This window comes from Chitinophaga pollutisoli, from assembly GCF_038396755.1.
GTDB lineage: Bacteria > Bacteroidota > Bacteroidia > Chitinophagales > Chitinophagaceae > Chitinophaga > Chitinophaga pollutisoli.
In genome coordinates, this window is sequence record NZ_CP149822.1 from 3132553 (window position 1) to 3156496 (window position 23944).

The 23944-nt window shown below is 56.3% G+C and carries 17 protein-coding genes; 4 read left to right on the plus strand and 13 right to left on the minus strand.

What is annotated here, in order from left to right:
- Positions 1-5: 5 nt before the first annotated feature.
- The 10 genes from WJU16_RS12965 to WJU16_RS13010 all read right to left on the minus strand — a co-directional run bounded on the left by WJU16_RS12965 (position 6) and on the right by WJU16_RS13010 (position 16898).
- Positions 6-1790: a RagB/SusD family nutrient uptake outer membrane protein gene (locus WJU16_RS12965; protein ID WP_341833922.1), complete on the minus strand. Its 1785-nt coding sequence runs from the start codon at positions 1788-1790 to the stop codon at positions 6-8.
- Positions 1791-1807: 17 nt separating this feature from the next.
- Positions 1808-5200, minus strand: a complete 3393-nt coding sequence (locus WJU16_RS12970) for a TonB-dependent receptor (protein ID WP_341833923.1) — start codon at positions 5198-5200, stop codon at positions 1808-1810.
- Between the two features lie 238 nt (positions 5201-5438).
- Entirely contained in the window at positions 5439-6557 is a 1119-nt protein-coding gene (locus WJU16_RS12975) for a FecR domain-containing protein (RefSeq protein WP_341833924.1), read from the minus strand.
- A 64-nt stretch (positions 6558-6621) separates the two neighbouring features.
- Positions 6622-7191, minus strand: a complete 570-nt coding sequence (locus tag WJU16_RS12980) for an RNA polymerase sigma-70 factor (protein WP_341833925.1) — start codon at positions 7189-7191, stop codon at positions 6622-6624.
- Between the two features lie 109 nt (positions 7192-7300).
- Positions 7301-7621 (minus strand): hypothetical protein, encoded by a 321-nt coding sequence (locus WJU16_RS12985; RefSeq protein ID WP_341833926.1) that lies wholly within the window; start codon positions 7619-7621, stop codon positions 7301-7303.
- A 26-nt stretch (positions 7622-7647) separates the two neighbouring features.
- Positions 7648-9396 (minus strand): RagB/SusD family nutrient uptake outer membrane protein, encoded by a 1749-nt coding sequence (locus WJU16_RS12990; RefSeq protein WP_341833927.1) that lies wholly within the window; start codon positions 9394-9396, stop codon positions 7648-7650.
- 18 nt (positions 9397-9414) lie between these two features.
- Positions 9415-12468 carry a TonB-dependent receptor gene (locus WJU16_RS12995; protein ID WP_341833928.1) on the minus strand — a complete coding sequence of 1018 codons (3054 nt, stop codon included), beginning with the start codon at positions 12466-12468 and terminating at the stop codon, positions 9415-9417.
- A 21-nt stretch (positions 12469-12489) separates the two neighbouring features.
- The gene (locus tag WJU16_RS13000) at positions 12490-14136 is read right to left on the minus strand and encodes a RagB/SusD family nutrient uptake outer membrane protein (RefSeq protein WP_341833929.1); all 1647 of its coding nucleotides are present in this window, start codon (positions 14134-14136) and stop codon (positions 12490-12492) included.
- Between the two features lie 18 nt (positions 14137-14154).
- Positions 14155-16440 (minus strand): SusC/RagA family TonB-linked outer membrane protein, encoded by a 2286-nt coding sequence (locus WJU16_RS13005; RefSeq protein WP_341833930.1) that lies wholly within the window; start codon positions 16438-16440, stop codon positions 14155-14157.
- On the minus strand, positions 16437-16898 hold the full coding sequence (locus WJU16_RS13010; protein WP_341833931.1) for a TonB-dependent receptor plug domain-containing protein: 462 nt from the start codon (positions 16896-16898) through the stop codon (positions 16437-16439). Before WJU16_RS13010 ends, WJU16_RS13005 begins: the two co-directional genes overlap by 4 nt.
- A gap of 421 nt (positions 16899-17319) precedes the next feature.
- On the opposite strand from WJU16_RS13010, the gene purU reads away from it, so the two are divergent.
- Positions 17320-18147 carry a formyltetrahydrofolate deformylase gene (gene purU, locus WJU16_RS13015; RefSeq protein WP_341833932.1) on the plus strand — a complete coding sequence of 276 codons (828 nt, stop codon included), beginning with the start codon at positions 17320-17322 and terminating at the stop codon, positions 18145-18147.
- 478 nt (positions 18148-18625) lie between these two features.
- Here purU and WJU16_RS13020 read toward each other — a convergent pair whose 3' ends face one another.
- On the minus strand, positions 18626-19120 hold the full coding sequence (locus WJU16_RS13020) for a hypothetical protein (RefSeq protein WP_341833933.1): 495 nt from the start codon (positions 19118-19120) through the stop codon (positions 18626-18628).
- A gap of 94 nt (positions 19121-19214) precedes the next feature.
- On the opposite strand from WJU16_RS13020, the gene pheS reads away from it, so the two are divergent.
- The 3 genes from pheS (at position 19215) to WJU16_RS13035 (ending at position 22204) form a co-directional block, all read left to right on the plus strand.
- On the plus strand, positions 19215-20243 hold the full coding sequence (pheS, locus tag WJU16_RS13025) for a phenylalanine--tRNA ligase subunit alpha (protein ID WP_341833934.1): 1029 nt from the start codon (positions 19215-19217) through the stop codon (positions 20241-20243).
- A 76-nt stretch (positions 20244-20319) separates the two neighbouring features.
- The gene (locus tag WJU16_RS13030) at positions 20320-21180 is read left to right on the plus strand and encodes a 3-hydroxyacyl-CoA dehydrogenase NAD-binding domain-containing protein (RefSeq protein ID WP_341833935.1); all 861 of its coding nucleotides are present in this window, start codon (positions 20320-20322) and stop codon (positions 21178-21180) included.
- Positions 21181-21214: 34 nt separating this feature from the next.
- On the plus strand, positions 21215-22204 hold the full coding sequence (locus tag WJU16_RS13035; protein ID WP_341833936.1) for an NAD-dependent epimerase/dehydratase family protein: 990 nt from the start codon (positions 21215-21217) through the stop codon (positions 22202-22204).
- Positions 22205-22214: 10 nt separating this feature from the next.
- Here the strand turns inward: WJU16_RS13035 and WJU16_RS13040 are convergent, their stop codons facing one another.
- Both WJU16_RS13040 and WJU16_RS13045 read right to left on the minus strand, forming a co-directional pair.
- Positions 22215-22910: a hypothetical protein gene (locus WJU16_RS13040; RefSeq protein ID WP_341833937.1), complete on the minus strand. Its 696-nt coding sequence runs from the start codon at positions 22908-22910 to the stop codon at positions 22215-22217.
- 10 nt (positions 22911-22920) lie between these two features.
- Entirely contained in the window at positions 22921-23862 is a 942-nt protein-coding gene (locus tag WJU16_RS13045) for a UDP-3-O-(3-hydroxymyristoyl)glucosamine N-acyltransferase (protein ID WP_341833938.1), read from the minus strand.
- Positions 23863-23944: the final 82 nt, after the last annotated feature.

Consider the following 23944-nt stretch of genomic DNA (forward strand, 5'->3'; position numbering starts at 1 on the left):
ATATTTTATTTCCAGTCAGGATTCTGATCCAGTTTAGGATTGAGGACACGTTGGTTGGAAGGAATGGGATAGAGGTACTGATATTCCGGCCAGGGTCCCGGCGGTACGCCTTCGTAGGCGATGTAGCCTTCGGTGGCGTTGTTGAGGATGGGAATCTTCGCATCCGCGGCTACGTCCGTACCTTTCTTAATCCACCGGCCCAGTTTCTGCGCCATGGCGTAATCCATTTTCTTCCAGCGGCGGAGGTCGTCGAAGCGGAAACCTTCGCCCATGAGCTCTATCGCGCGCTCCCGGCGGATCTCCCAGAGTTCGGGGGTAATGCCGGCATCGCGCTGCGGGTCGTTCGGAATCGCACCCAACTGCAATGGCGCTACATCGCCCCGCGCACGGAGCTTGTTGATCGTGGCGTTGGCAACAGCCTGGTTGAATTCGCCCAGTTCATATTTCGCCTCGGCGTAGTTCACCAACACTTCGCCCATCCTGAAAATCGGCGCGTCGTTGATATCCTGGTTCTGGATGCGTGCAATCTTGTTGCTGAATTTAGTAAACCTGTATCCGGTATATGTCACACAGAAAGGCTGGCCCAGCGTGTAATCCACGTAGTGCGGCTCCTGGCGCAGCACAATGCCCTGCCAGTTAAGCGTGGGCAGCGTTTTGCGCTTGTCGCTGGAAAGGTTCGCCATCGTGTCGATGTATTCGCGGTCGGCCGGGTCGGCGGTAAGCGTGAAGTCGTAGCTGGGATGCGTGGTATTCACTTTATACGGCGGCGGCGTAGTGAAATACAGCCGGCGGTCGCGGGAGCGGAACTCGGTGAAGGGGGATTTGTCGCCCTGGAACTGCGGGCTCGTCCAGCGGGTTTGCCCGTCGCGCATCAGGTACATGTCCGCCGCTTTTTTGGTGAGGTCCCACCGGCCGGAGGAATTCCTTCCGAGCGAAGCGATGGAATGCGTCACCTGTCCGATCTCATAACGGCGATACAACAATATCCCCGGAACGCCGGCCAGCGATTCGCTGTTGAAATCATCGTCGTAACTGTCCGCGAGCGGAGAAGGAAAGCTGGCCGACAGTTTTTCCGCCGCGGATTTGCAGGCTTCGTAATACGGCTTCGGGTCACCAAGCTGGTGGTATTTCCGCCAGGCGCCTTCCGACACGCCAAACCGCGTCATAAACGCGCGCACCACATGCACATCAATGGTGTTTTCCCCATCGCCGTCCGCTTTGATATTGGCTTCCGCCCATTTCAGATCTTCGAGCAGCCGGTCTGTCAGCTGTGCCCGCGGCGTGCGCGGCGCGTTCAGGAATTCAGCATCGGTATCCGACAACGGCTTTTCGATGAAAGGCACGCCGCCGAACCGCGACACAAGCTGGTAATAATTGTACGCCCTGAAAAACAATCCCACCGCGCGCCAGTGCTTTTTGTCGGTTTCGCTCAACGTGCCGGCGTTGTCAATATTGGCCAGCATGATGTTGACGCTACGGATGCGGCTGTACGACTGCGTATAAACCGGGCTTTCGGCCGGGATGGTCATCCGTTGCCAGATCCAGTCGGAAATGCCGTTGGGAACGGCGTTGAGGAAAAGATCGCTGTTGAATTCGTTGCTGATCACGTCCGAATTGTATCCTGGGAAAACGTCGTAGAAATTCCAGGCATAGGTTTTGAAATTCTGGTAACTGGTGAAAGTATATTCCTCGGTGAGCTGGTCCCTGGGCTTGAGGTCCAGGAAATCTTTACAGCCCTGGAGCAGCAAAGCGGAAAAGCAACCGGCTATGATATATCGTTGAAAGTTCATGTTGTCGTTTTTTGAGATCAGAAGGAAAGGTTCAGGCCCATGCTGTATTTCTTCAGGGAAGGATAAATGCCGCCGTCGGTGATAACCACCGCATCGCCTTCCATGCCTTTGGGCAGATGATCGAACAGGAACAGGTTTTCGCCGGAAGCGAAAATGCGGAGCCCGTCGATCTTTGCCTTACCGAGGATATGTTTGGGAACGCTGTAAGCAAGGGTGACGTTCTTCACGCGCAGATACGCGCCGTTTTGCAGGTAGCCCGTTTGTGTGTTGCGGCTGGTGCCGGTATTACCGCTGCCATTGGCATACATGCGGGGATAGTAGGCGTTGGTGCGCTCGGGCGTCCAGTAATCCAGGTTATGTTTATAGATAGTGCTGAACTGATCCTGGTACCCCCAGAACAAACGGTTCCCCATCCACAGGTCGCGCTTGCCTACGCCCTGCAGGAAGAAATTGATGTCAAAATTTTTGAACGACGCATTGCCGAACATCCCGAACTGGTAGCGGCGCGCGCTCGAACCGATGATCTTCCTGTCGCCCGGGTCGGACAAAGTACCGTTGCCGGAGAAGATGATGCCGTCGCCGTTGAGATCGGCGTACCGCACGTCTCCCGGGTTCGACGGCGTACTTTTGAAGTAGGGGATCCCCGCCAGCAACTTGCCGCCCATCAGGTTGGCGTTCAGCGAGCCTTTCTCGAAATCGTCAACGGTATAAAATCCATCGGTCACATATCCCCAGATCTCGAACACGTCCTGCCCTTCATACCAATTGCCGAGCAAACCGCCGGGATTGTGATACCGCGTGATGTGCGTCTGGTTGTCGGACAGGTTGAGGCCGAGGCCATAAGTAAACTCCCCGATTTTGTCGCCCCAGCTGATTTCCAGTTCCCAGCCTTTCGTAGCCAGGTCGGCCACGTTCTGCTGCGGAGCTGCAATCCCTAATACGGCAGGCAACGCCGCGCCGGGGGCCAGCATGCCGAGGGTTTTGCGGTTGAAGATGTCGAAGGAAACGGCTAAACGGCTATTCAGCATCGAGAGGTCCACACCACCGTTCAGCGTCTGCACGCGCTCCCAGGTCAGGGTAGCGCTGGGCAGCGTGGGGGCCGACAGCGAGGAGGCGCGCACGCCCGTCTCGTCTACCCATCCCGACAAGCTCGGCGTCATCCCCGGGAAATAGGGGAACTCGGAGACGGTGGCCTGGTTGCCTATTTCGCCGAACGAAGCGCGGAACTTCAGCTGCTGCACGGCTTGCTTCGCAAAGCCCATGAACTTTTCTTCCATCACATTCCATCCCGCGGAAACGGAAGGGAAAAAGCCGAAACGGTCGCCCGGCGGAAATTTGGAAGAACCGTCGTACCGCCCATTCACTTCCAGCAGGTATTTGCCTTTGTAATCGTAGTTGATACGCCCGAAATACCCCAGCACGGCATACTGCGGGTACAGGTCGGAGGAAACGGCCGGTCCGGTGGATGCGGTGAGCGTGGGGATGTTGGCGGACAACTGGCTTTCGCGGTACGTGCTGAGGTCGTCGCCTTTCTCGATTTCCATGTTGGTACCGCCGATGACTTTCAGGTTATGCCCGCCCTGAAGTTCTTTGTTGTAGGTAGCGTAAAGGTTAAAAGCGTGGTGGTTCCTTTGCACGAGGCCGCGCGTATACCGCGATTGCGTAAAGAAGGATTTCACGTCGTAGGTGCTGGGATCGATGTAATCATTCACCAGGCGGGTATTGTATGCGTTATCAGTGTTCTTGAAGAAAGTGTATTCCGCGTCCACCCGGAAATTTTTCAGCGGCGTATATTCCACCTTCCCGAATAAACGGATATTCTCATTCTTCGCCACATTCGCAGCTTCGATCCTCGCGACATTGTTGGGCGTACTGTACGGCAACGTCCGCCCGTTGGCGGCGGTGGATTCCCCGATGGGCACGAACGAGGCGAGGGTGATGGCGTTGTAGAACAAATCGTTCAGCGCTGATGGCGTCCGGCGGTGATCGTTGCGGTAGAACATGCTCACCGTGGAACGGAGATTCGGGGTAAGGTCGGTATTAAGGCTGGCGTTGAAGTTGTAGCGGTTGAGCTTGTCGTTGGCGGAGGTCATGATCCCGTCTTCCCCGGAATATCCGCCGGATACGCGGTAAGTGGATTTTTCGGAGCCTCCCGCGAACGAGAAGTTATGCTGTTGCTCCATCCCGCCGTTAAAAAGTTCCCCGTACAGGTCTTGTTCTGCCAGCGGATAATGCAAGCCGTTGAGCATGGCTTCCCCGTTCGGGAATTTCCCCGGGTCTTGCTGGTACTCCTGCAGGAAACCGATCCATTTATCCACATCCTGGCCGCTCCAGTAGCTGGTATTCCCGAAATCCTTCAGCGCCTGCACCATTTCCATGGGATTCGCCTTTTCGGGCAGCGAAGCGGGCTTGCTCCAGGTAAAGTTGTTGTAATAATTGAAACGCGTGGGCGAATTGCGCTTGCCTTTCTTTGTGGTGATGAGAATTACGCCGTAAGCCGCGCGGGCGCCGTAGATGGAAGACGCCGCCGCATCTTTCAGCACGGTGATGTTTTCGATATCGCGCGGGTTGATGTCGTCCAGCGCCATAGGCACGTTGTCGACCAGCACGAGCGGGCCGCCGCCGTTGATGGAGGCGTAGCCGCGGAGGTTGACGGTAGCCCCCGATCCCGGCTGGCCGGATCCGAAGGTGATCTGCAAACCTGGCACCGCGCCCTGCAAAGCCTGCGCCGTTCCGCTTACCGGCCGGTTGCCCAACACTTCGTCCATATTCACGGAGCTCACGGCGCCGGTGAGGTTGGCTTTCTTCTGCGTACCAAACCCTACCACCACCACTTCACTGAGCGCCGCCTGGTCGTCTTGCATCACGATCCGCATTTCGCCGGCCTTCACTTTCACTTCCTGCGTGGTAAAGCCCATCGAGCGAACGATCAGCGTGGCCGTATCGCTTTTCACGCGGAGGGAGAAACGGCCCGTTCCGTCGGTAACCGTTCCATTGCCTGTTCCGCGTTCCTGGATGGATGCGCCCGGAACGGGATCTCCGTTTGCAGCTACCACTATTCCCGCCGCCGTCACCTCTTTGGCTTGCGGCAGCATGGGGATCATAGCAGAGACCTGCGGTTTGAGGCTGATGAGGATCATCCCGCCCTCAACGCGGTAGGTTAGCGGCTGCGTACTGAAAATCTGCGCCAGTGCATGTTCCAGCGTGGCGTTCTTCAGGTGGATGGTCACTGCGGCGGCTTTCTCCAACGCTTCGTTGCTATACAACATCTGGTATCCGGACTGTTGCCGGATGGAGGCGAGCACCGACTTCAGCGGCACCTGCTCGGCCCGTATGGTGATCTTTTGAGAAAAAGCAGCGTTCGAAACCTGCATCAGGACCACCGTTAGCATCAGGATGGTCAGTTTCATAACCAGCATCAGTTTTGGTTGACGTAAAAAAAACGGGGGCCGCTTCGCGGGAAGGCATAATAATCCCCCGTAATGCATGTTTAAATTCATACATTTGATTTGTTAGGTGATGGAAAGCGTTTTTACTGAACGTGAATTTGGTAACGACGATATTACCTGGCACCGGCCGGCTACGCTGCAACGTGGCCGGTCTTGCATTTTGGTCGATTCGTTTTTCTACATAGGCGACTATATTTATTTACCTGGCATAAATGGTGTTTTGGTTGACTTCAAATTGAACGTTGCCGGTAATCTCCAGCATCTTGAGCGCGGAAGAAAGCGGAACGGTCCGTGGAATGGTTCCGGTGTAGCGGATGGGCGGAAGGCTCGAAAAATCTGCCTGCACATCATACCACCTCGACAGCTGCCGGATAACGTCCGACAGGTAAGTATCATTGAAAACAAAGTAGCCGTTTTTCCATGCGGCGGCGGCGGAAACGTCGGCCGGTCCTGCTTCTATGCGCATGGTTTTGCTATTGTACCGGCTTTGCTCGCCGGGCGAAAGCTTCGTGGAAACCGCGCCCGCGGTTACTTCCACGCTGCCTTCCAGCAGGGAAGTTTTGGCCAGGGGCTCTTCGGTGTAAGCCTGGATGTTGAAATGCGTACCGAGGACTTTCACGCGCTGGGAGGCCGACTGCACCACGAAAGGCTTCTTTTTGTCGGTCGCCACTTCAAAATACCCTTCTCCCGAAAGCACCACCAACCGTTCGCGCTCCGTGAACGTGGCCGGGAACCGCAGCGACGAGGCGGCATTCAGCCACACCTTCGTACCATCCGGCAACAGCAGCCTGAATTGCCCGCCGCGCGGGGTCGACAGCTCGTTCCAGGAAGCGGCTTTTCCGGCATCATCCGCCGAAGGCTGCGCTTCATACACTACTTCCCCTTTATCTGTTTTGGTGATTTTGATATTTCCCTGGCTGGCTACATCGCCGGGCTGCACGTCGTCCAGCGAAATGCGGCGGCCGTCGGCGAGCGTGAGGAAGGCGCTGTTTGTTCCCGGCTTCACGTCGGGTTGCTGCTGGTGCGTTTCCGCAATGGAGGGCGCATCCTTCCGGGTAACCATCCAGGCGCCGGTGACGATGCCGAACAATACGGCCGCAGCTGCGGCAGCTTTTATCCAGGTGAGGCGTATCGTGCCGGCGGGCTTTGTTCTCCCGCGGATCCCCTGTAACAAGGCCTCCTCGTCCGGATATCCCGGCACGTCTCCGCCGGTGGCCAGCAGGGCATCGTAATACGCGTTGAACCGGACGATCTCCTCGTCCGTGGCGGTACCATCGGTAATTTTGGCTGAAAGTGCTATCAGTTCGTCCTTGTGCATAGTAAGTCCTTATACGTTAGGCACCCGGCGAAGCCGCATCCCCCAAAAGCGGAGAAAAAAATTTTTACAGGAAAAGTACCATCCAGGCGGAAAAGCTACCCAAACGCATCCGTAACCGTTTCAGGGCGATGGTAAGCTGGTTCTCGACGGTTTTTTCAGAAATGCCCAGGCGGGCGGCAATTTCTTTATTGGAGAGATATTCGAAACGGCTCAGGTAAAATATATCGCGGCAGCGGCCCGGCAATTCCTCGGTGAATTGCGCAATGATGGACCGCAACTCCTTCAGTTCCAGGGTAAATTCATGCGCGCCCTCGGGCAGCCGGAGTTTTTCGGCTTCGGCAAAGAATCCTGCCCGCACCTTTTCGCGGCGGATGTAATTGGCGACTTTGTAACGCACGGCCATCGATAGGTATCCGCCCAGCGATGCCACCTGCATAATGGCGCGCTTCTCCCAGCACCAAACGAAAATATCCTGCACGATGTCTGTGCTGGCGGCATCGTCGTGCAGCACCAGATAGGCGGTCCTGTACATGTTTTTCCAGTGGCGGCGATAGATTTCTTCGAAGGCCTGGCGGTCTCCGGCCCTCAAAAGTGTCAGCAGTTCACTGTCTGTGTAGGTTGAATTTGCTCCCATGTCCCCAAACGCAATGCTTACGAAAGTAGGACATTCGGGCAGAAAATAAAACCCCGGAGCCGAAAGGCCCCGGGGGATCCGCACGTATGCGTTAAGAGAAAATAATCTGCTATTTCCTGATTCCCGCCCAAACATGCAGCTCCGCTTCCGGCCGCACGGCCCGCAATTCCTGCTGCCCTGTCATCCCGTTCTCCAGGCTCACCGTGGCGCAGCCCGCTCCAACCCTGAACGTCCGGGTAACGAGGCCGTTCGTCAACACAATATCTTTTCCCGGAACCGAACGGTAAATACCCGCCGGATACTGGCCGGAAGCCGGCATCCAGTCGGCACGCACTTCCTGTTTCGCCGGCAATACGGGGAGCTGCTGCGCAACAATGCCCATGGGTGCGAAACCCATGAGCATTGTTATCATTACACGTTGTCTATTCATCGATGTATGATTACTTTCTATCGATGCTAGAACCAACCCGGGTTCTGCACCAGGTTCGGCTCCACGTTCATCTGGCCCTGCGGAATGGGCACGTAGTACATTTCCGGGCGGAAGAAGCGCTTCTCCACTTCGATCGTTTCATACACCCAGTTGCCTTCGGTACCGGTGATTTTAGTGCCGTAGAACGGCTTCCCTTCCGGACTGCCATCTGTCTGCGCCGCGGTTTTGGTCCGGCGGTTATCCCAGAAGCGATGTCCTTCGAAGCACAGCTCGATGCGGCGTTCGTTGAGGATGAAGGTGCGCATGGCGTTTTTATCCGCATTCACCGGAATGCCGAAATTGTTATCCGCTCCGGGCTGGATGCCGGCGCGGCGGCGGATGTCGCGGAGGGGTTCGAATACCGCCTCGGAAGGACCGCCAATTTCATTTTCCGCTTCCGCCAGGTTGAGGAGGATTTCGGCATAGCGGATGAGCGGATAGTTATGCTCGGTGCTGCCCTGGCTGCCGGTCACGTTTTCGTCCAGCATCTTGCGGACGTAGGTGCCGAAGCGGGTGGCGTAGCCATTGGGATCGGAGCCCATTCCGTCGTTGGGCGCCATGAAATACGTGTTGATGGCGGAATAGGTGCCGCTGTTATTACGCCAGACGGTGCCGTTGGTGAGGATGGAATATTTGAACCGGGGCTCTCTTCCCACATACGGATGCAGCGGATCGTAGCCGGATGCCGGATCGGTGATGGGAAGTCCGTTGGCCATGGGAAACGCATCCACCATCGTTTGCGTCGGAAAAACGTAAGACACGTTGCTTTGCGGCGCGCGCGACTTCGGCAGGAACAGGTATTCCAGCGTGCGGCCGGGCGTGTTCATGAAGCAGAAGATCATTTCGTTGTTGACACGTGTCAGGAAAGTTTTGTAATAACCATATCCCGGTTGCTGGTCATCTGTATACAAACCGTATTTGTTCATGCTGATCACTGCGAGTGCGGCGTTTTTCGCCAGCGTCCAGCGGTTAGGGTCCGCATCCGCCTGCACATACTGCTTCGCCGCATCGAAGCCTTGCAGCTCCGTGAGGCCGCCGCCGTTGTAGAGCGGACTGGCGGCGTACAACAGGATGCGCGCCTTGAGGGCGAGGCATGCGCCTTTCGTAGCGCGACCGTAGTCCTGCGCTTCATGATCCTGCGGCAGGAGCACCGCGGCTTCGTCGAGCTCTTTCACCATGTAGTCCACCGTTTCCTGGTAAGAATTGCGGGGCAGGTTGAGCTCGTCCGTGATCTGCAATAACGGTACGATCGGCACGCCGCCATACGTACGCCAGAGCAGGAAGTAATACCAGGTACGCAGGAACTTGGCTTCTCCGGTGGTGCGGCTTTTCAGCCCCTCGCTCAGCGGCGTTACACCCACTTTCGACAGGTAGCGGTTGGCGCGGCGGATATTGGCGTAGCAATCGTTCCACATGCCGTTGAACGGACAGTTCGCCGGCGTGAATGACCCGTTATTGTAATATACGCCGGGCTGCGTGGCGCCGGTGTAGGATACTTCTCCGTTATCTGTACACACGTCCGTGGGTACGCCCATGTAGTTAACCGGCAGGGAGCTGTGCTGCACCTGGGTGTAAACCCTGTTGAGGAAATTCATGGTGCGGGCGCTGTCGCTGAACACGGTTTCTTCGTTGAGATCGCTCGGCAGCTTGGCGTCCAGGAAGTCGGACGATTTCTTACAACCCGCTGCGGCAACGATCAGCGCGGCGGCGAAGAGTGCATATTTTCGAAACAACATAATTGTCAGCATTTCACGTTAAAAATTGATTTGAACACCTGCGTTGATGATGCGCTGCAACGGATAATTCGCGTTGCCGTCGGGCCGTTCCGGGTCCCATTGCGCATAGAAATTCTGCATCTTTGACCAGGTATACAGGTTGTAGGTGTTGGCGTAAATCCGCGCGCCTTCGAGCCGCAATTTCTGCGCGAAAGACCGCGGCAGCCTGTAAGCCAGCTCCACGTTTTTCACACGCAGGTAATCGCCGCGGCGCTGCCAGAATGTGGAGGCCGACTGATTGCTTTGCCCCAGTGTGGCCGACAGCGAATAGAACTGCGCATCGTTGCCCTTGCCTGGCGTCCAGCGCTCCTGGTGGATGGGCAGCAGGTTGGAATTGAAAGGCGCGGCCGACTGCCCGCCGTACGATACGCTGAACAACGCGGCGCCCTGCAGCAGGCAGGAGAGGTCGAACTGCTTCCAGCTGAGCGACAGCGTAACGCCATATTGGATCTGGGGAACACGGCTGTAACCGATGGGCACCTGGTCGTTGTTGTCGATCTTGCCGTCGCCGTTCACGTCTTTGTACTTGAGGGAACCGGGGATAAGGGTGCCCGCGGGGTTTGCGCTGTTGTCGATATCGGCCTGGTCCTGGTAGAAGCCTTCCCAGATGTAGCCAAACGGCTGGTCGATGGGGCGGCCGGTACGGCGCAGGTGCGGGTAGCGGGGTTCGGGCTCGTCGCGCTCGATTACTTTTCCGCGCTGGAACGAGAAGATTCCGTTCACGCCATATCCCCAATCGCCTTTGCGGTCGTTGAAGCTCAGCTCCAGCTCCACACCGCGCGTTTGCACCTTGCCGAGGTTCACCGGCGGCAGGCCTACGCCTACGATGGTGGGCACGGAACGGGTGGTGAGGATGTCGTAACGGAAGCGGTCGAAGTATTCAAGGGTAATGCCCAGTCTGCCGTCGAACAACGAAGCGTCCATCCCGATGTTCCATTTGCGGTCTTTCTCCCAGGTCACGTTATCGTTGCCCAGCGTACCTTCCATGATACCTGGCGCGCCCGTGGCTACTTCTCCGAAGTATACGTTGCCGTTGTTCTGGTACACCTGTTCGTACACGTAGCTGTTGGTGCCCACGTCGTCGATGCCGGTGAGACCGATCGAACCTCTCAGCTTGAGGCCCGTGATGAACTTCAGGCGGTTCTTCATGAAGTTTTCGTCGCTGATGTTCCAACCGGCGGAAGCGGCGGGGAACCAGGCGTAACGCTGTTTGCCCTTGAAGCGGTCGGACCCGTTGTAGGCGCCGCTCACTTCGAAGAGGTATTTGTGATGGAAGTTATAGGCTGCTTTACCGGTGATTCCTCTTTCCGCATAAATTACTTTTTCGTCGCCGCCTGTGCTGTTAGTGCCGCGATGGTGGCTGGCGGAATTGAGGAGCGCCATGAGGTTAAGACCGTGTTTGCCGAAGTTGCGGGCATAATCGATCTGCAAGATATTGGTGAAATCGTGGTTCACGTGGCCGAGGGAGCCGCCCCGGGAAGGCGGATCGAGCTTGGTAACGCCCTGGTCGCGCGGCTCGTACAAATCATTCACGGCATCATAACGGTATGAAGGGAAGTTACTGCGCGTGAGGTTGCGGTTGTGGCGGTTATTGTTGTTGTAACCCAGCAGGAAGCGGGCTGATAATCCCGGTGTGATGAAAGCCAGGTCCTGGTTCACGCTCAGGTTCGTATACAGCTTGTTCGTATACTCCCGGTTGTAACCCATGTAGGTCAGCAGGCCCACCGGGTTCCGGAAGATCGTGGAGCCGCCCGCGCCCAGCGTTCCGTTCCTGTTGAAGATGGGAAAAGCGTAGGGCGGGAGGTTCTGGAATGCGCTGATGGCGGAATACAGATCACTCGTGCCGTTCGGACTATTCACTTCGTTGAAGTTGCCGGATGCGCTCACTTTTACGAGGGTGGTTTGGGTCAGGCTGAGGTCGAGGTTGGAGCGGAAGGAGTAGCGTTTCAGGTAGTAGTTCGAATTGTATCCCTGCGATTTGCTGAATTCTTTAAAAATGCCGTTCTGGTAATCGTACCCGAAAGAAGTAAAGTATTTCACCCTTTCGGTGCCGCCGGAGATATCGACTTTGTTGCGGTTTTGATAGGAACTTTTCTTCAGCACTTCGTCGTACCAGTTTACGCTGGGGTACAGGTACGGATCGGAGCCGGTGCGGTATGCTTCCAGCGCTTCGTCGGAAAGATAGCCGGGCTCCTGGGTGGCGGGGTCTTTGCCTTCGTTTACCCATGCTTCTCGGCGGAGCAGGGCGGATTCGTAGGAGTTGAGGAATTTCGGCAGCGCCGTGGGCGATAGCGTCCCGTGCTCCGTGAGGAAGTTCACTTTCGGAGGGCCGGCTTTACCGCGTTTTGTAGTAATGAGGATAACGCCGTTCGCACCCTTGATGCCGTACACGGCGGTAGATGCCGCATCTTTCAACACGGAAATGGATTCCACTTCGTTCACGTCCATCGTTCCCAATACATCAAATCCCACTTCGATATCATCCATGATCACCATCGGGCGGTTGTTGCCGTTGAAGCTGCCCTGGCCGCGCACGTACATGTTGCCGAGGTCGGCGCCGGGCTGGCCGCTGGTTTGCAATACGGTTACGCCGGAAAGCCTTCCCGTGAGCGCGTTCCCGAGTGTGGGCGACGAGCTTTTGCTCAGTTCGGTGCCTTTCACGCTGGAAACGGAAGAAGTCATGTTCTTTTTCGACTGCCTTCCGTAACCCACTACCACGGCTTCGTTCATATCGATCGAGCGCGATTCCATGCGGATGTTGAGCACATCGCCGGAAGGCACTTTCACCTGGTTGGAAAGATAACTCATGTGCGACACGAGCAGGATGCCGCCGTTGCTTTTCAGCCGCAATTCGAACTTGCCGGTGATGTCGGTCACCGTTCCGTTCTGCGTGTCTTTTTCCTGGATGGTGGCGTTTACCACCGGTTCGTTGTTGGTGTTGACAACGGTTCCTTTCAGTACTTTTCCGCTTTGCGCGAGCAGCCGCGCGCTGCAGATGGAAAGGATACATATGATTAAAGCGATCCGCTTCATAACATTCGAAATTTAGGTGGATTACCAGTTGGGATTTTGTCCGAGTGCGGGCGTTTTCTGTACTTCCGACAGCGGCAGGGGATAGCGGTACATCCTGTCCGCGTCGAACGACGCGGTTTGGACGGGTACACGCTCGTACGTGAGCGAGCCATCGGCGGCTTTGGTGATCTTCATCCCGTGCAACGGTCCGTTCAGCACCTGCTCCGCGATCTTCCACCGGCGGATGTCCCAGAAACGCTGTTCTTCAAAAGCCATTTCGATCCTCCGTTCGTTACGGATAAACGCGCGCATGACGGTTTTGTCGGTGATATCGGGGATGCCGTATTTCCCGTTGGCGCCCGCTTCGATTCCCGCGCGCTTGCGGATATCTCCGAGCAGCTGCGTTACCCTGGCAACGGGGCCCTGGGCCTCGTTCAGCGCTTCCGCGCAGTCGAGCATCACCTGCCCGTAACGGAAAATGGGGAAGTTGTGGTTGGCGTTGGAATAAGCGGACGCGCTCCCGGCCAACGTCATGAATTTCCGCATGTAATACCCGGTGCGCGTGGCCGTGATGCCCGTGCCCGGTTTATCGCGGCCGCCTTCGAAAGTTTCGATAGGCCGCCCCAGCCAGTTCATCCCGTTGTGGAAAACCGTGAGGTAGAAACGCGGGTCGCGGTTGGCGTATGGATTGGTAGCATCGTATGTGGAAGCCGGGTCCGTAATAGGCAAACCGTTTTTCATCGGGAAGGCGTCCGCCAGTTCCTGGGAGGGGCTGGTAATCCCCCGGCCGCCGCGCTGGTAACCGATCGGTTCGTTCTGGCGCTCCACGTTGGAGTTGGCCGCCTGCTGGTACGCCAGGATGATCTCCGCGCTGTTGCGCGTGAGGAACACGTTACCGAAAGATCCTTCCAGCTTATGAAACGGCATGGCGAGCACCTGTTCCGCCGCATCCGCGGCAGCCTGCCATTGCGCCGTAGTGGCGGAAGCGTTCATGAACGGGCTCGCGGCATACAACAACGTCCGCGCTTTGAGCGAAAGCACCGCCGCTTTGGTGATACGCCCCAGGTCCACTTCATAATACAGCTGCGGCCGCACCAAATCTTTGATGGCGTCGCATTCTTTCACGATGTAATCCGCCACTTCTTCGGCGGGGTTGCGCGCAAGATTGAAGTTATCCGTGGTTTGCAAAACACGGTCGCCCAGCAATACCGCGCCGCCATATCTTTTATACAGCTCGAAGTAACTCATCGCGCGGTGGAAACGCGCTTCCGCTTTCCAGTACCGGTTCAGCGAATCCGCAACGGGCACCACGTCGATGTTGGCGAGGAAAATATTCACTTTACGGATAACACCGTATTGGCGCGACCAGACGTCGTCCGGGTTGTTGTTATTGGTGAGCCGCCCCGTTTTGAAGAACTCGACGGAGGCGTTCGTTTCGGAAGACATGGCGTCATCCGATCCCGCATCCAGCACATCGCCGCCGATGCGGTTGTAGCCGTTGGGGAGATAGGAGTAAAGGTCTGAAAGGTAAGAAGAAGCGCGCTGGCCGAGGGGGTCGGTACGGTCGAAAATGTAATCTTCCGTGAGCAGTTCCAGCGGACCGTCTTCCAGCGATTTCTGGCAGGAAGAAAAGCCCAGCGCCACACAGGCCAGGCCCATCCATATATATTGACTGTTCCTTTTCATCATGATTGTTGGCTTTGGCGGTTAGAATTTGATGTTGAGACCGGCATTGAACACCCGCATGTTGGGATAGCCCATCCCGTACGATTCCGGATCGAAATCTTTCAGCTTCGTGGACGTGAGCAGGTTGTAACCGGTCACGAAGAGGCGTACTTCCTTCAGCTTCACGGATTGCAACCAGGATTGCGTGAAGGTGTATCCGAACTGGAGGTTCTTCAGGCGGATGTAATCGCCGTTTTTGATCCAGAAAGAAGATGCGGTGTGATTGTTGGGATTGGCGCCGGCGGAAAGACGGGGATAATCGGCTGTTGCGGCGGTTGCGGGCGTCCAGCGGGTGAAGTGGTGACCGAAGACAGGCGAGCCAAGTCCCTGGAATTCCCAGTAAGTGCCGCGCCCCATGTTGAGCGTGCGGTTTTGCGTGCCGTACAACACGGCGTTCAGGTCGAAACCTTTCCACGCAAGCCCAAGTGTAACGCCATAATAATATACCGGCTTCAACCGGTCGATCTGCACCTGGTCGTCGGCATCGATCAGCCCGTCGTTATTTTGATCCTTGAATTTGAGATCACCGGGAACGGGTGTATAACCAGTTACGGAAGGTGTCTTATCCGTGATGTCTTTTTCCGTCATGAAACCGGTCGCCTCGTACCCGAACATCGCGTTCACGGGCTTGCCGGTGCGCTCGAGCCAGGCATGCGGCCGGGCGATCTCGTCCTGGAACAGGACTTTCGATTGTTCGGAGTAGAGGTTAGCGATAATATTATAATGGAGCGCACCCACTTTGTTGCGGTATCCGGCGTACACTTCGAATCCGCGGTACTCGTTGCGGCCGAGGTTCATCGGCGGCCAGGTATTGCCCAGCATGCCCGAGCTTGTACCCGGCAACTGGATCAGGTCCACGAAGCGGTGCACGAAATAATCGCCGCCCACCTGCAAATGATCATTAAAAAAGCTTCCATCTATCCCCACATTCAACTTCCTGCCAATCTCCCAATCGCGGCGGGGATTCGCCAGCGAACCTTCCGTTACGCCGCCGGAACCCACGGGCGAATTACCGAACGTGTAGCCGCCGGTCGTCACATACGACTGGTTGTAGGCAAAATATCCCGCGTTTGCATTCGCCGTCAGGCCATAAGAAACGCGCGGCTTCAGTTGTGAGAGCACCGATCCGTTTTCTGCCCATCGCGATTTCATCACATCCCAGGCAATTGAAGCCGAAGGCAGGAAAACGCGGCGCGTAACGGCAGGGAGGTAATTGTAACTGGCCCACATGGCATTCAGTTGCACGTAGATCTGTTCTTTCCAGTTATAATCGCCGCGCGCGCCAAATTGCCACATCTCTGAAGGCAGCTCCATGCCGTTGGTCACCTGGTCGCGGTGAGCGAGCACCAGGCCGGAGATGTTGTGATGCCCCACGGTCTTGTCGTACCCCAACATGAACTGCGTGAAGAACTGGCGGTTCACGAGGGTCACGTCCGGGTTCTTCTGTTGCGCGGAGATGTCGCCGAACTTCTGGTAAGTGGTATCTCCCGCGCTGCCGATATCCATTTTAAAAACGGGAAAATTTTTGCTGAAGTTCACGTTCTCGTAATAGGAAGAAAAGAAGGATACGTTCGCCGCGGCATACAACCCTTTGGTTATGAAGGGCAGATACCTTTTCACGCGGCCGTCGACCGCGATGTTGCGGGTGCTGCCGGTGCGGTAACCCGAGCGGTTCAGTTGCGCGAAGATGTTATTCCGGTAATCGCTGTTGCCGCCGAGCGAACCGTCGGGGTTGAAGATCGGGTAGGCGTTGGGTGGTGTGCCGGCCATGTTGGAAAACAGCATGCTCGTTAATGCGCCGGGCTCCTGGGTGTTGCCGAGGTTGCCGAGCACGTTCAGCCCTACTTCCGTGTCGCGGTCGAGTTGGATGTCGAGGCCGGCGGTGAGGTTGAAGCGCCTGAAATTCGCGTTGGTGTTGTAGGTGTTGGACCCGTCGGTTTTGAAAATCCCTGCCTGGTCGAGGTAACTCAGCGAAGCAAAATATGATGCTTTCTGCGTGCCGCCGTGCATGTTGAGGTTGAAGCGGGCGAACGGGGTCGAGCGCTTTACCGCCTGGTCGTACCAGTTCACGTCCGGGTAGCGGAACGGATCGCTGTGGGTGCGGTAAGCCTCCAGCTCGGTATCCGAGTAAAGCGGCGCCCTGCCATCGTTGCGCAGGGCTTCATTATAAAGCGTAGCATAATCGTAGGCGTTGAGGACGTTCGGCAGGCGCGTGGGCTCCTGCACGCCGTACTGGGAGGTGAATGAAACCACCGGGGGAGCGTTCACCCCGCGTTTTGTCTTGATGAGCAGTAATCCCCCTGCGCGCGGGCGCCGTAGAGCGCCGTGGCCGCCGCGTCTTTCAACACCGTTACCGACTCGATGTCGTTCATGTCGATGTCGGTGTAGTTCCGCGGCACGCCGTTGACGAGGATAGTGGGCGATTGGCCCCGCAGGCTGAAAATCCCCGCGTCGAAGCCCGGCTGGCCGGTGCTCTGGAGGAGATACAGTCCGGGAAAACGGCCGGAAAGACTATTGGTGACGTCTGCCACCGGCGCCTGGCTCAACACGGAACCAGGAACGGAATACCCCGAAAGCGTGGCCGTCTGCCGGAGCAAAACGTCGGCCGTGTCGCGATGGATGACGCCGGCCGGCGGAAAGATCGTGTCCGTTCTCCCGCCATCATAGGCATAGGCGGCAGAGCACAGGCCCATACCTGCCAGGCAGCATAACGTAATGCTTTTCATGTTTACCATTGTTAAATGTTCTTGCCTTGGATTAAAATTGCGCGGATGCTGGTGAAGTCGTCCCTGCATTACAATCGATTTCAGAGTAGCGGCTAAAAAGCGAATGCCTTGGTTGACTGCGATTAGATTTGTCCCCTGTCTTATGTGGAATGATGATCGTTGCTGGTTGACTACATACGTCCGGTTGCTGAGGGTAAATTTACCGGGGAAGGATGGGGCGGATACGGGTGGGAATGATCAAAAAACCCTGGGAAATGTAACTCCTTGCCGGTGAAAACGCCCACCCATGAGCAGGGCTTCATATCCTTATCAAGTTGATAAGCATATATTTAAACAGTTCATTATCAAAAAAGTATCGATTTGGGTGAAAATCGGTGCGGCGCTATGAACAAGCGGGACGAATGATTAATTTAGGCGGACTATGATCATTCTCATTCAATCGGTGGACCGGGTTGGCCTGGTGGCGGATGTGTCTGCAATCCTCGCAAAGTCGGGGCTGAATATTGTTTCGCTCCGCGAATTCGTGGACAAATCCGACAATCGTTTTTTCATGCGGATAGCGGCGGACAACGAAACGGAACCCATTGCCCTGGAGACCGCCATCCGGGAAGTACTCCCACCCGATGCGCTGGTGAGCATCAACCCGCGGCCCGACAAAAAGATCGTGGTGCTGGTAACGCGCGAGTACCATTGCCTGGCGGATATCCTCGTCCGCAACCAGTTCAACACCCTGGGCGCCACGGTGCAATGCGTGATCGGCAACCACCCTCACCTGGAGAATATCTGCAAACGCTTCAACATTCCTTTCCACCTCGTTTCCCATGAGGAAGGCGATAAATTTTATTTCGAGGGGCGGATCCGGGAGCTGATTGAGGAAAACGGGCCGGATTACATTGTGCTGGCCAAGTTCATGCGCATCCTCAGCCCGGATTTCGTGGCGGCATACCCGGAGCGGATCATCAATATCCACCATTCCTTCCTGCCGGCGTTCGCGGGCGGGCACCCGTACCGCCAGGCGTTCGAGCGGGGCGTGAAGCTGATCGGGGCGACCTCCCATTTCGTGACCAACGAACTCGACGAGGGGCCGATCATCGCCCAACAGGTAATCCCCGTCAACCACACTTATACCGCAACCGACATGATGAAGGCCGGGAAGGAAATCGAAACCTCCGTGCTGGCGCGCGCCCTGCAGCTGGTGTTCAGTGACCGGGTGTTCGTGTACCGGAATAAGACCGTAGTGTTCGAATAACCAGAACATTTCCGCATTATGTTAAGCAGGAATGCTGCGTCAAATAGCATGCTATTTTCTACAAGAGTTCTTGTAAAGCGATGATGTTCATCACTTTACCGGAACAACCGTTTTGCAAAACCTACTGACACCCTCCTGCCATCCTTCAGTGATCCTATAAGCGTGTTCAGCAGGGGCTTAGGTTTGAGGGTGTTTAGGTGAAGGATGGTAGAAGGATGGTAGAAGGATGACAGAAGAATCGGCCCCGTGACTGACCCGTCCTAAAAAAAGTTTACCGGTTTAAGAATAAATCCTGGGATTAGTTGACATCCTGACCCGTCAAAAAAGGCCGGAGCGATCCGGCCTGCCGGCGATGGCGGGCGCCGTAAATGCTGTTAAAAGATGCCCCGCCTCACCATCCCACCCGTAGCGATGGCGGCTACTGCGGGCAGGACGGGGGCAGGGATTGTAAAGGGATGATATCTCGCGAGGTGATGCCTCAGGCATTCACCTTCTTCGTATTCGGTTGCGGGGGAGGAGGAGGAGGGGGCGGCGGGGCGCCAGGGCCCTCGATCACTTGTTTCCCGTTTTCATCCAGCAGTTTCCATTTGCCGGAGGGCTCCGTTACCACTTTCACTTTATTTGTCCTGGGAGATACCGTACGGGTGATGTCTTTGTTATTGGCATCGTACAACCGCACTTCCCCGGTCTTTTCGTTCACTTTCACTTTCCGGATGGGTTGTTTTTTCTGTTGATTTGCGGAAGGCGCCGGCGTTTTCCCGTCCAGCCTGTCGCGCTCGGTTTCCGTTGCGGATTTGGGTGGAAGCGGAGCTGTTTTCTTTTCCTGGTAAGCGGATGCCGACGACACCTGCGCTACGCGCACTTCGCGCATTTTTGTGTCGCGGGATAGCGCGGCGAGGTTATCTTCCGATGGGGAGGCCGGGGCGCATGCGATGCACATGCCGGCCAGGATCACGGGAATATGTATTTGCATAACGGGGACGATTTGAAAAGAAGATGCGCCCGGCCCCGGATTCCATAAAATCCGGCAGGTAATTTTTGTCCGGCGTTCGTTATCTTTGTCGGCTATGGAGCCAATCGTGCAGCAAATAGAAGCTTATAAACAGGAAATTGCGGCTTTCCGCCCCGAAAACGCGGAACAGCTGGAGCAATACCGCATCAAATTCCTCGGCACCAAAGGGATCGTAAAGGCCCTTTTCGGGGAAATGAAAAATGTTCCGAACGATCAGAAAAAGGAATTCGGGCAGGTCTTGAATGCTTTCAAGTTGGCGGCTGAAGAAAAATACGCCGAATTCGAACACCTGAAAGACGCGGGCGGCAATGTGGCCGACCAGCTCGACCTCACGCTCCCCGGCGAGCCCCATCGCCTGGGTACCCGCCATCCCATCAGCATCGTCCGCAACAAAGCCATCCGTATCTTCGAACGGCTGGGCTTTACAATTGCGGAAGGTCCGGAAATCGAAAACGACTGGCACAACTTCACCGCCCTCAACCTCGACGAAAATCACCCTGCCCGCGATATGCAGGACACCTTCTATGTGCACAACAACCCCGACTGGCTGCTGCGCACCCACACCTCTTCCGTGCAGGTCCGGGTGATGGAAGAAGGCAAGCTCCCCATCCGCATCATCTGCCCGGGCCGCGTATACCGTAACGAAACCATCAGCGCCCGCGCCCACTGCTTCTTCCATCAGATCGAAGGACTGTACGTGGCGGAAAACGTTTCGTTCGCCGACCTGAAACAAACGCTATACTACTTCGTGCAGGAGTTCTTCGGCGAAAACTTCAAAATCCGCTTCCGCCCTTCCTACTTCCCGTTCACAGAGCCCAGCGCGGAAATGGACATCTCCTGCCTCATCTGCGGCGGTGAAGGCTGCAACGTGTGCAAACACAGCGGCTGGGTGGAAATCCTTGGTTGCGGTATGGTACACCCACAGGTACTCGAAAACTGCGGCATCGATGCTTCGAAATACACCGGCTTCGCATTCGGCATGGGCATCGAAAGGCTCACGATGCTGAAGTACCAGATCAAAGATCTTCGCCTTTTCTCCGAAAACGATCAGCGCTTCCTGAAACAGTTCCAGGGCGCACGATAAAATATAACGCACGGCCGTCCTCACCAGGACGGCCGTTTTTCTTTTCCCACTACGCTCCGCCAAAACGATCTTCCTTATGTTAACATCCGTTTCCGACATCCGACAGATCGCCGTTTGCGGCGCCGGCACCATGGGCGCCGGTATCGCCCAGGTTTCCGCCGCCGCGGGATTTCCTACCCTGCTGTTCGACGTAAGGCCCGAAGCCGTGGCAGCCGGCATCGTTATGATCCGTAAAAACCTCGACAAGGCGGTAGAGAAAGGCAAGATAAGCCCGGAAGACCGCGAAGCCACCCTGCAACGGCTGCAACCCTGCCACCAGGTGTCCGATTGCAAAGCCGGCCTCGTGATCGAGGCCATCGTGGAAAAAATCCCCGTGAAAACGGCACTCTTCAGCGAGCTGGCGCAATACAATCCCGCGACTACCATCTTTGCTACCAATACTTCTTCGTTGTCCGTTACCGCCATCGCGGCCGGAATTCCACATCCTGAAAGGGTGGGCGGCATGCATTTCTTCAACCCCGCGCATCTCATGACGCTGGTGGAAGTGGTGAGCGGCGCGCAAACCGCGGAAAGCGTTACGCAACTGCTGTACGCCGTGGTGCAGCACATGGGCAAAACGCCCGTGCATGTGAAAGACGCGCCCGGTTTCATCGTGAACCGCGTGGCCCGGCATTATTATCTCGAAGCCATGGAGATCGCGGCTTCCGGCGTGGCGGACCCCGCCGTGATCGACCGCCTGCTGGAATCCGCAGGCTTTCGCATGGGGGCCTTCGCGCTGATGGACCTCATCGGCAACGACGTGAACTACGCCGTTACGCGCTCACTCTACGAAGCCTTCGATCAGGCCCCCCGTTTCCGGCCCGGCGCCATGCAGGCAGCGCTGGTGGAAAAAGGAGATCTGGGCCGCAAAACCGGCAAAGGTTTTTACAAGTATTGATTTACATTTGTGGCTTCATCTCAATTCATTAGCAATGATCCTTGTCACAGGCGGAACGGGTTTTTTGGGTAGTTATCTGCTGCGGGCGCTGGTGAAGGCCGGCAAGCCGGTGCGCGCCCTCTATCGCAGCCGCATACCCGCCCAGGTGCAGGACGTGGCCGACAAGATCGAATGGGTGCAGGGCGACGTGCTTGACGTCGTTTCCCTCGAAGAAGCGTTCACCGGTGTGAGCGAAGTGTACCACTGCGCAGCCGTTGTTTCGTTCCAGCCCGACACGCGCGACGCCATGATGAAGATCAACATCGAAGGCACCGCCAACGTCGTGAACATGGCGATCGACGCGGGCATTCGCAAGCTGGTGCACGTGAGCTCCGTTGCCGCGCTGGGCCGCGCGAAACAAAACGATCATCTTTCCGAGAAATCAACCTGGGAAGAAAGTAATAACAACAGCCAATATGCCGTCAGCAAACATTTAAGCGAGATGGAAATCTGGCGCGGCGTCGCCGAAGGGCTCAACGCCGTGATCGTGAATCCCTCCATTATCCTCGGCAGCGGATTCTGGCACGATGGGTCGGGGATGCTGCTGAAGAATGCCTGGAAAGAGTTTCCGTATTACACTGAAGGCGTCAACGGGTTCGTGGATGTGGAAGATGTGGTGGAAGCGATGATCCGGCTGATGGAAAGCCCCGTTTCGGCAGAGCGCTTTATCCTCAACGGCGACAACTGGCCCTATCGCCAGCTGTTCAACGAAATGGCCCGCCACCTCGGCAAGAAGCCCCCGCACATCGCCGCCAAACCCTGGATGGCGGCTATCGTATGGCGGATAGAAAAAATCCGCGGCATGATAACGGGCAAGCGCCCATTGCTCACCCGCGAAACGGCCCGCACCGCACAGCTGAAAGTCTACTACAACAACGGCAAGATCCTGGAAGCGCTCCCCGGTTTCCGGTTCCGCCCGCTCGCCGATACCATCGGCGAAATATCGCGCAACTTCCTCAGCGAACAACAGCAAAGCGCTTCCTGAATCCCATCGTTTACTGCGGTCTGAACAACAGGCCGAGCATCACTGCCGCCAACGTTTCGCGCGTGGCGGGGTCAAGTTCTTTTTGCAGCCAGGCGCGCTGGTCTTTCCCAGTGAGCACTGCGGCCACAGGGATACCCTTCAGCTGGAATTCATAACAAATCCTGTCCGCGCTGTTCACCGCGCCGTAGCGGTTGTGCGCCGTTACCTTCAGTTCGTCGGTATTGGAACGGAGGATGCCGATGACTTTATTGTCGTTCAGTTCCAGGAACGCGATGTTTCTTTTCACGATCATTTCCCAGCTTTTAAGCGGATCCGCGGCGGTAGCGCCGGCGTGGACATACCAGAGCGGCGCATCGTTCCCCATCACGGGGAACCATCCGGGAAAGGTACGCGCGGAGAAAGTAATGCGCGGTGTGCTGAGTACCACCACGGGCAGTTGGGAACCGCCGTTTTTCACGGTGAAGTTAAACGCGTCGGATACATTCTTCCATTGCTTCGCGGGCGCGCCGGAAGGGATGCCGTTGGTGCGGGAAGTGGTGGTGTAGTCGCCGAGTGAGATCGTTTTGGCGGAAAACCATCCGTCGTCGGTTTTCACGGTGATTTCGTTGGCGGCGGTATAGAGCCCGGTTTGGGTAGCGTTCTTCGAAACGCCGCAACCGGCCACGAGGAGGCAGGCTGCAGCGAACCCGGAAAGGGATTTTATCATGACTTGTAAATTAACCTTTGATTTTGTTCCACATCTCGGGGATCCTTTTGATCCAGGCGAGTTCTTTCATTTTGGTGCGCGCTTCTTCCACGGGTGAGCCGAAGTAATTCTTTCCGCCTTCGATGGAATCCTTCACGCCGCTGCCAGCAAAAACAACGGCGCCTTTGCCGATGGTGAGGTCTTTGTTCACGCCTACCTGTCCCCAGAGGATAACGTTGTCTTCGATAATGGCTTTCCCGCCTACGCCCACCTGTGCGGCGAAGAGGCAGTTGCGGCCGATCACGGTGCCGTGGCCGATGTGGATCATGTTATCGAATTTGGTGCCGCGCCCGATGATGGTATCGCCGCTCACGCCTTTGTCGATGGTGCAGAGCGCGCCGATTTCCACGTCGCTTTCGATGATGACGCGGCCGCAGCTTTCGAGCTTGTCCCACATCACTTCGCGGTTTGCCCGTTTTTTGAAGTAAAAGGCATCCGCGCCGATCACGGAGCCGGAGTGGATGATAACGTTGTCGCCGATCTCGGTATGATCGTAGATCACGACGTTGGGATGGATGATGCAGTTGCGGCCGATGGTAACGTGATGACCTACAACGGCGCCGTGGGAAATAACGGTGCCTTCGCCGATCACCGCGCTGTCGCTCACCGCCTTGTTCTGCGATTCATAGGGGCGGAAGCGTTTCACCAAACCCACGTAAGCGGAGAACGGATCATCGGTAACGAGGATTGCTTTGCCGGGGGGCACTTCCACATCCTTGTTGATGATGATGATGGTAGCCGCCGAGTTCAGGCAGGCGTTGTAATACTTCTCGAAATCAACGAACGAGATGTCGCCGGGCGTCACCTTGTGAATCTCGTTGATGCCCGTCGCCATCAGCGATTCGTTGCCTTTCAGCGTTGCGCCGGTGAGCGCTGCTATTTCCTTAACCGGTATCGGTGTGTCAAACTTCATATGTACATCGTTAAATCGAAGCAAAGTTAGGGGGCGTTATCCACAATTTTTTTCTGCTTGTGAATAAAATTTCTTGCAAAAT

What these genes read in the sequence shown, in the direction of transcription:
- WJU16_RS13000 (WP_341833929.1), bottom strand. Translation starts at nt 14,136, where the DNA reads ATGATGAAAAGGAACAGTCAATATATATGGATGGGCCTGGCCTGTGTG.
- WJU16_RS13035 (WP_341833936.1), top strand. Translation starts at nt 21,215, where the DNA reads ATGATCCTTGTCACAGGCGGAACGGGTTTTTTGGGTAGTTATCTGCTG.
- WJU16_RS13040 (WP_341833937.1), bottom strand. Translation starts at nt 22,910, where the DNA reads ATGATAAAATCCCTTTCCGGGTTCGCTGCAGCCTGCCTCCTCGTGGCC.
- WJU16_RS13045 (WP_341833938.1), bottom strand. Translation starts at nt 23,862, where the DNA reads ATGAAGTTTGACACACCGATACCGGTTAAGGAAATAGCAGCGCTCACC.
- WJU16_RS12995 (WP_341833928.1), bottom strand. Translation starts at nt 12,468, where the DNA reads ATGAAGCGGATCGCTTTAATCATATGTATCCTTTCCATCTGCAGCGCG.
- WJU16_RS12970 (WP_341833923.1), bottom strand. Translation starts at nt 5,200, where the DNA reads ATGAAACTGACCATCCTGATGCTAACGGTGGTCCTGATGCAGGTTTCG.
- WJU16_RS13030 (WP_341833935.1), top strand. Translation starts at nt 20,320, where the DNA reads ATGTTAACATCCGTTTCCGACATCCGACAGATCGCCGTTTGCGGCGCC.
- WJU16_RS12965 (WP_341833922.1), bottom strand. Translation starts at nt 1,790, where the DNA reads ATGAACTTTCAACGATATATCATAGCCGGTTGCTTTTCCGCTTTGCTG.
- WJU16_RS12975 (WP_341833924.1), bottom strand. Translation starts at nt 6,557, where the DNA reads ATGCACAAGGACGAACTGATAGCACTTTCAGCCAAAATTACCGATGGT.
- WJU16_RS12990 (WP_341833927.1), bottom strand. Translation starts at nt 9,396, where the DNA reads ATGTTGTTTCGAAAATATGCACTCTTCGCCGCCGCGCTGATCGTTGCC.
- WJU16_RS13020 (WP_341833933.1), bottom strand. Translation starts at nt 19,120, where the DNA reads ATGCAAATACATATTCCCGTGATCCTGGCCGGCATGTGCATCGCATGC.
- WJU16_RS13010 (WP_341833931.1), bottom strand. Translation starts at nt 16,898, where the DNA reads ATGAAAAGCATTACGTTATGCTGCCTGGCAGGTATGGGCCTGTGCTCT.
- purU (WP_341833932.1), top strand. Translation starts at nt 17,320, where the DNA reads ATGATCATTCTCATTCAATCGGTGGACCGGGTTGGCCTGGTGGCGGAT.
- WJU16_RS12985 (WP_341833926.1), bottom strand. Translation starts at nt 7,621, where the DNA reads ATGAATAGACAACGTGTAATGATAACAATGCTCATGGGTTTCGCACCC.
- WJU16_RS12980 (WP_341833925.1), bottom strand. Translation starts at nt 7,191, where the DNA reads ATGGGAGCAAATTCAACCTACACAGACAGTGAACTGCTGACACTTTTG.
- pheS (WP_341833934.1), top strand. Translation starts at nt 19,215, where the DNA reads ATGGAGCCAATCGTGCAGCAAATAGAAGCTTATAAACAGGAAATTGCG.